The sequence below is a fragment of the uncultured Rothia sp. genome (genome assembly GCF_937976295.1).
GTDB lineage: Bacteria > Actinomycetota > Actinomycetes > Actinomycetales > Micrococcaceae > Rothia.
Genome location: NZ_CALJRY010000173.1, coordinates 1 through 4,122 on the forward strand (window position 1 = coordinate 1; position 4,122 = coordinate 4,122).

General features: G+C 58.7%; 3 protein-coding genes. All 3 read left to right on the forward strand.

The window, feature by feature from the left end:
* Positions 1 to 287 precede the first annotated feature (287 nt).
* Positions 288 to 809: an ABC transporter ATPase gene (locus Q0216_RS04795; RefSeq protein ID WP_298593347.1), complete on the forward strand. Its 522-nt coding sequence runs from the start codon at positions 288 to 290 to the stop codon at positions 807 to 809.
* Positions 810 to 1,045: 236 nt separating this feature from the next.
* On the forward strand, positions 1,046 to 2,173 hold the full coding sequence (gene pheS / locus Q0216_RS04800; RefSeq protein WP_298593349.1) for a phenylalanine--tRNA ligase subunit alpha: 1,128 nt from the start codon (positions 1,046 to 1,048) through the stop codon (positions 2,171 to 2,173).
* 3 nt (positions 2,174 to 2,176) lie between these two features.
* On the forward strand, positions 2,177 to 4,122 hold a 1,946-nt coding region (gene pheT / locus Q0216_RS04805), incomplete at its 3' end, for a phenylalanine--tRNA ligase subunit beta (RefSeq protein WP_298593351.1).

Sequence of the window (4,122 nt, forward strand, 5' to 3'; positions counted from 1 at the left end):
CTAGCGGATGTGTGGAACTAGCGCCTGCTGAGGCTTGCTAAGCGGCGTGTTTGTGGTGTTGAAAGCAGGAGGTGATGTCACCTCCTGCTTTCTTCCGTTAAGGCTCGTGTAAGGCTCGTGCGGTAGCTGCTTTGCTAGTGGCGGGGGCGCTTGGTGTGTCTCTTTGTGGGTTTTTGTGGGAGAGGGGACTTTGTCACATATGGGTTCGACACGGGTGCATACTTTGGAAACCAACCGGTAGGCGGGTAGTATTGAGGGAGAAATCACATACGTATTGGGAGACAATGATGACTGCTCAACCCCCGTTTGATCCGGGCGCCTACCGCTCCGATGCGGTTCCCTCGGACACTCAAGCTATTTATATTCAGGAAGGCGGCGCTGATTCGCGCGGAATTCTGTTCCATTCGCCGACCAAGCACCCGAAGATTCTGCGTCTGCAGGAGATTATGATTGTCTCCGCACTGCTCTGCTTTATCCACGGTGTTATTTCCTCGTTCGCGCCGGGTAACCTGTCCCCGCTGCAGGGTCTGCCGGAGATTGGCATTGCAGGCGGTATAGGCATGCTGGTCGTTTCTGCGGTTGTGTACATTTGGGTGTACTTCACGATTCAGAAGGGCAAGCGTCAGGGCCTGACCGTCGGTCTGATTTTTGCAATTCTGGGTGCGTTCGTGGCGATTCTGTCTCTGATTGGTAATGTCATTGACGCTCAGCGCTACGGCTTCGTGCCCCTGTATGCGGCATGGTTCATTGCGAACGTGCTGTGGATTCGTGCTTCTTTCGACCCGTCTGTGAAGCAGGCTCTGAAGTAGTCGCGCCCCTTCAACCCTGCTGTTGAAAAAGATATACGTTAGAACGCCCGGATGGACTATCCGGGCGTTCTGCTGTTTGCGCTTCCTTCTCTGGTCTAAAATGGATAGGATATGCGCCCGTCGCCTTGCCCCTGTTCCGCACCCTGTGTGGGCAGCCGGGGAGAGCAGACGGTGCTGCCTAAGGTGTATAACGAGCCAGCCGGCATAGTGCCGGTGGTATGCAGAGAAGAGTGACAATGACCGATTCCGTGCAGGAACACGAGGGTCTTAACGGCCCGGCTCAGGTTCTCGCCCGCATTGCGCAGGTTCTGGAGGAGAACCCCGAGAACGGTTTGGACGCTATCCGTGAGGCTTTTGAGGCTGAGCGTGAGCGTGCCAAGCATGAGATTCGCGAGAAGGCTAAGGACTTTGACAGCCTCAAGGAGGTGCGCCTGAGCTTCTTCGGTGAGAAGGGCATCATGAGCATCGCTAACCGTCAGATGCGTGATCTTCAGAACCAGCACAAGGGCCCGGTGGGTAAGCTGATGGGTCAGGCTCGTGCAGCCCTGACTGAGGCTATTGAGGCTCGCACCGCCGAGCTGGAAGCTGAGCGTGAAGCTCGCATCCTGGCTGAGGAAGCTGTGGACGTTTCTGCTGCTTCGCCTCGCCGTTCCCTGGGCGGCCGCCACCCGATTGCTCTGATGCAGGAGCGTCTGACCGACATTTTCGTCGGTATGGGTTGGGAAGTTGCTGACGGCCCGGAGCTTGAGTCTGAGTGGTACAACTTTGACGCTCTGAACATTAAGCCGGATCACCCGGCACGCGAAATGCAGGACACTTTCTACGTTGAGCCGAAGAACGCTCACCTGCTGCTGCGCACTCACACTTCGCCGGTGCAGATGCGTTCGCTGCTTTCGCGTGATTTGCCGCTGTACATTGTGTGCCCGGGCCAGGTGTACCGCACCGATGAGCTGGACGCGACCCACACCCCGGTCTTCCACCAGATTGAGGGCCTTGCCGTGGATAAGGGCCTGACGATGGCTGATTTGAAGGGCACCCTGGAGTACATGGCACGCGCCATGTTCGGTGAGGACGCTAAGATTCGCCTGCGCCCGAACTTCTTCCCGTTCACTGAGCCTTCCGCTGAGCTGGATTTGTGGCACCCGAACGCTAAGGGCGGCCCGCAGTGGATTGAGTGGGGCGGCTGCGGCATGGTGAACCCGAATGTTCTGCGTGCTGCGGGTATTGATCCTGAGGAGTACTCGGGCTTCGCTTTCGGTATGGGTATTGAACGTACCCTCATGTTCCGTAACAACGTCGCTGACATGCATGACATGGTTGAAGGCGACATCCGTTTCTCTGAGCAGTTCGGGATGGAGATCTAAATTATGCGTGTACCCCTGTCATGGCTGCGCGAGTTCGTGCCTGTAGCTGAGGATGCTTCGGCTGAAGATGTGATGGCAACCCTGGTGAAGGTTGGCCTGGAAGAAGAAGACGTTCACCGCCCCTCTGATGAGCTGTCCGGCCCGATTGTGGTTGGTCAGGTGCTCTCGATGGAGCCGGAGACCCACTCGAACGGCAAGACCGTGAACTGGTGCCAGGTGCGTGTGGTTCCGGAGGGCCAGGAGCAGACTCTGACCGGCAAGGGCATTGAGCCTTCCGGTGTTCAGGGCATTATTTGCGGCGCCCACAATTTCAAGCCCGGCGACAAGGTTGTTGTGACCCTGCCCGGCGCTGTTCTGCCCGGTGGTTTCGCGATTACTGCTCGTAAGACTTACGGTCACAAGTCGGCTGGCATGATTGCCTCGACTCGTGAGCTGGGTATTGGTGATGATCACGGCGGCATTCTGGTGCTTTCGACTCTGGGCCTGGACCCGGAGGTCGGCACCGACGCGATGGAGCTGCTGGGCCTGTACGATCAGGCTGCTGAGGTGAACGTGACCCCGGACCGCGGTTACGCGTTCTCTCTGCGCGGTATTGCCCGCGAGTGGTGCCACGCTACCGGTTCTTCCTTTGAGGATTTTGTGCTGGCGTACGGCGAGCGCGCCCCGGAGGCGAACGAGTCTGGTCACGCGGTTTCTCTGCGTGATGACGCCCCGATTCACGGTAACCCCGCATGCACTCGTTTCGTGATGCGTGAGGTGTCGGGCGTGAAGGCGGATGCGCCGGTTCCGACCTGGATGTCTTCGCGTCTGCGTCTGGCGGGTGTGCGCTCGCTGTCGCTGCCGGTGGATATTTCGAACTACGTGATGCTGGAGACCGGTCAGCCTCTGCATTTCTACGATGCTGACAAGGTTCAGGGTGAGATTGTGGTGCGCCGCGCCGCTGCCGGCGAGAAGCTGGTGACCCTGGACGGTGTTGAGCGTACTCTGCATCCCGAGGATATTGTCATTGCTGATGATTCCGGCGTGATTGGTCTTGCCGGTGTGATGGGCGGCGCCTCGACTGAGGTGACTGATTCGACCACCCGCATTCTGGTGGAGGCTGCTCGTTTTGATGAGGTGTCGGTGGCTCGTACTGCTCGCCGTCACAAGCTGATTTCTGAGGCGTCGAAGCGTTTTGAGCGTGGCGTGGATCCGCAGATTCAGGCTGCGGCTGCTCAGCGTGCGGTTGAGTTGCTGGTTGAGCTGGCGGGTGCTCAGGTTGAGCCGGGCGTTACTGATGTGTCGCTTGGCTATGAGCCGGTCGTGATTGACCTGCCCGCTGATTACACTGCCGGTCGTATTGGCGTGGATTACTCGCCGGAGCAGATTGAGTCCTGCCTGCGCGAGATCGGTTGCTCGGTGGAGCGTACCGAGTCTGGTTACCTGGTGACTGTCCCGTCGTGGCGTACTGATTTGCGCGCGAAGGAGGACCTGACTGAGGAAATCGCACGTATTGACGGCTACGAGAACATCCCCTCGACTCTGCCGGTGGCTCCTGCCGGTCGCGGTTACACTCCGGAGCAGGCGGGTAAGCGTCGTGCGCTGAACGCGCTGGCGGCTTCGGGTCTGACTGAGGTTTTTGCGTACCCCTTCGTGTCGGCTGATGCGAACAACCTGTGGTCGGCTCCGTGGGTGAGCACCCCTGAGAACCCGGTGACTGAGGTTCCTTCAATTCGCCTGGAGAACCCGATTTCTTCGGCTGAGGGCTGGATGCGCCGCTCGCTGCTGCCGGGCCTGGTTGAGGATCTGAAGCGTAACCTGTCTCGCGGTTTCAAGAACCTGGCTATTTTTGAGGCGGGTCACGTGTTCATTCCGGGTGAGCAGCTTGGTTCGGAGTCTATTCCGCCGCTGGGTGCTCGTCCTTCGGATGAGGTACTGGCTGATTTGAATGCCGGTATTCCGCATCAGCC